2 protein-coding genes are annotated in these 3,153 nt (G+C 63.1%); both read right to left on the reverse strand.

What is annotated here, in order from left to right; all coding sequences use genetic code 11:
* On the reverse strand, positions 1-98 hold a 98-nt coding region (locus RMO25_RS13870), incomplete at its 3' end, for an FAD-dependent oxidoreductase (RefSeq protein ID WP_405051893.1).
* Between the two features lie 141 nt (positions 99-239).
* Positions 240-2,846, reverse strand: a complete 2,607-nt coding sequence (locus RMO25_RS13385) for a TonB-dependent receptor (protein WP_309663099.1) — start codon at positions 2,844-2,846, stop codon at positions 240-242.
* Between the last annotated feature and the right edge of the window lie 307 nt (positions 2,847-3,153).

A 3,153-nucleotide genomic window follows, 5' to 3' on the forward strand; every position in this document is an offset into this window, starting at 1 on the left:
ACCAAGGTGACGCGGTGGCCGGCGCGGAGCAAATGGTGCGCGGTCCAGGCGCCGAACACGCCGGCGCCGATGACGGCGACATGACTCTTGGATCCCATCCGCGCCGCTTTGAGGATTGCGGGCGATAAAGCAACGCCGCCCGCCCCGATGGCCGAAGCCGTAAGGAGCGAGCGGCGCGTGAGAGATGAAAGCGGCGCCCCTGAAGGATTGCCGCTTCCCTGCTTGATCGCCTTAGCCAATCAGCCGCGCTCTCCGGACGGCGGCGGTGGCGGTGGTGGCGGCGGAGGTGGCGGCGGCAGCGGACAGGCATCCGTCGCCAGGATCACCGAGCCATCCGCGCACGATTGGGTCGCCGGAGGCGGCGGTGGCGGCGGCGGTGGCGGAGGAGGCGCTGCCCGGCCACCGAAGCTCTGGCGGATCGTCAGGCCGATCGTCCGTGGCGTGCCGACATTGTAGCCGAGCCGCGCGTTACCGCTGCGCTCGCGGTCGAGCGACAGCTTGGGATCCTCGTCGAACAGATTGTTGACATAAGCGACGACCTCAAGCCCGCTGTCCCACTTGATCCCCGTCGACAGGTTGATGAGGTGGTAGGCCGGGAGCCTCAGCGAACCGAAATTCTGTCCCGGTCTGACACCGAAAGCCCCCGTGACCGGATCAAAGAAAATGAAGTTGAAGATACCCGCTCCGGGCTCCTGGTCGATTGGCTGGGTGTAGCGGTTGCCGACATGCTGCAAACTGCCGCTCACGTACCAGTCGCTGCTGGCGTTGAACCGGGTTTCGTAAGTTGCAGTCGCCGCCGCCTGGTACTTGGGCACGCTCGGCAAGCGGTTGCCCTTGCGAATGCCGGCGACGATCGCCGGCGCCAGGCCCGACCCGGCTGGCGGAACGGTGAAGCGATTGGAGTCGAACCTGGAGCTGATGATGCTTCCCGCGAAGGACAGTTCAAGTCCCGGCGCCGGGCTCAGGCTGAGTTCGGCTTCGACGCCCTCGGTATGCGCCTTGGGAACATTGAACACGACGCGCGACGAGCAGTTTCCGGCGTCGGCCGTCACCTGCAAGTCCTTGATCTTGGTGTAGAAGGCCGCGGCGTTAAAGGTCAGCCCGCGATGCTGCGTCTTGAAGCCGGCTTCATAGTTCCACAGCGTCTCATCGGTGTAGCGGGGAAAGTTGCCGTAGGTCAGGAAGTCGATCCCGGTCGCACCACCGGTGCACAAAGGCGCGTTGAGGGGATCGTTGACCCCGCCAACACGGAAGCCCTTGGCTGCCTGGAGATTGACGCTGAGGTTGCGGGTCGGCTCGTAGGTGAGGATCGCGCGAGGCGAAAATCCGTGCGACTTGGTCTTGTCGTTTTCCGTCACTCCGGTGGCGAACAGACCACCGGATTTGAACGTCCGCGTTTCGCTGAAGCTGTAATAGCGGCCGCCCCCGGTCAGCTTGAATTGACCAAGATCATAGCTCGCTTCACCGAACAGCGCGCTCTGCTTGATGATGTACGGAAGGTCGGCGTTGTAGGGCGAATTGAGTGGGAAGCCGTTGGCTACGGCCGCTGACAAGCCGGCTCCCAACCCAGCGTCGATGAATGCGTCGTATCCGGGCGTCGGCAGCCGTTGCTCATATTTGCGGTTCACATGGGTGTAAAAGGCGCCGAACACCCATTGCAGCGGACCCGATCCAGTGGAGGCGAGCCGCATTTCCTGGGTCCATTGCTTGAGCTTGGTAGTGTCTCGAAGATTGGACGGCAGATTGGAAATTTGCGGGTTGACGGCACCCCCTAGCGGAGTGACGCCGACCGATCCGGTCAGCGCCGAAGCGTCGCGGCTGACCAGGATGTTGCGGTTGATGTAGCTGGTGATCGAAGTCAGCTCGACGCCGCCGAAACCGAAGCTGCCGGTGAGGTCGCCGATCAGCGTATCGTCTTTGAACTCCTCGCGCAGCTTCAGATATTGCCGGCGCTCGCCGAGATCGGAGCCCGCGGCACCGGACGTGAACTGGTTGTCGTAAAAGTTGTAGAATTCCTCGCGGTTGAAGCCGTCGGTGCGGATCTGCTGGTATAGCACTCGCGGCGTGATCTTGATGTCGGGCGTCGGCTCGAACAGCAGCGCGACGCGACCGCCGATCCGCGACCCGTCGTTGATGTTCTTGCCGCCCGCCGGCCCGACCGCGTCGATGAAGCCTGCGTAGCGCGTGCCGTAGCCGACCGCGCGGATCGCCATAGTGGGGCCGAGCGGAACGTTGATCGCGCCTTTCAGATGGTAGCCGATGTCGCCTTCGTCGACGATGTTGACGTTGGCTTCGACCAGGCCTTCGGTTCTGCCGAGCTTGGGCTGGTTGGTGATGTAGCGCAGCGTGCCGCCGACCGAGCCGGAGCCGAACAGCGTGCCCTGCGGTCCGCGCAACGTCTCGACGCGGTTCAAGTCGAACAGGTCGATGTCGGGCGTGAACAGCGACAAGGAAATGACGGTTTCGTCGAGGTAGATGCCGACCTGTTCCTTGACGCCCGGCTGGTCGCGGACGATCTGGCCGGCCGAGACGCCGCGGATCGACACCTGGCTCTGGCCTGGACCAAGATTCTGCACGGCGAGACCGGCGACGTTGCGGCTGATTTCCTCGATGGTCGAAGCGTTGGCGCGCTGGATGTCTTCCTGCGTCTGCGCGTTACTCGAGAACGGCACGTCCTGGACGCGCGACGCGCGCTTGGTCGCGGTGACGATGATCTCGTCATTGGCGTTCGTGTCCGGCGGCTGGTTGGCCGCCTGGGCGACGTCCTCCTGCGTCGATTGAGCGAAAGACGGTGTGGAAATAGCGATCGCCGCAGTGCCGATCAGCAGAATCGATGTCGTGCGCATATCAAAAGCTCCCCCAAGCGTATCGCGTGACTGTCACAATATGCCGAAGAACAGTCTCTTAGGAAAGGGAGGCCGAATACCTTCAAATCTGTGCCGATGCCGCCCGGAAATCCTTTGATTCTCTAAGGCGTAGGTGCGGCGAGGAGGTTTTGCTCGGCGCGGACGACGGCCGGTGTGCGGCCGAGTGTGGCCCTAAATCCACGGTTCATGTGGCTCTGATCACAAAAACCCGCCGCTGGCGCCTAAATCGGACTGAACGGCAGAAGCGATCGAAGGCGCGGAAGGTCTTGCGTCTGTGGCAGCTTGA

It is taken from the genome of Sphingomonas sp. (genome assembly GCF_031361285.1).
Classification (GTDB): Bacteria; Pseudomonadota; Alphaproteobacteria; order Sphingomonadales; family Sphingomonadaceae; genus Sphingomicrobium.

What these genes read in the sequence shown, in the direction of transcription:
- RMO25_RS13385 (WP_309663099.1), bottom strand. Translation starts at nt 2,846, where the DNA reads ATGCGCACGACATCGATTCTGCTGATCGGCACTGCGGCGATCGCTATT.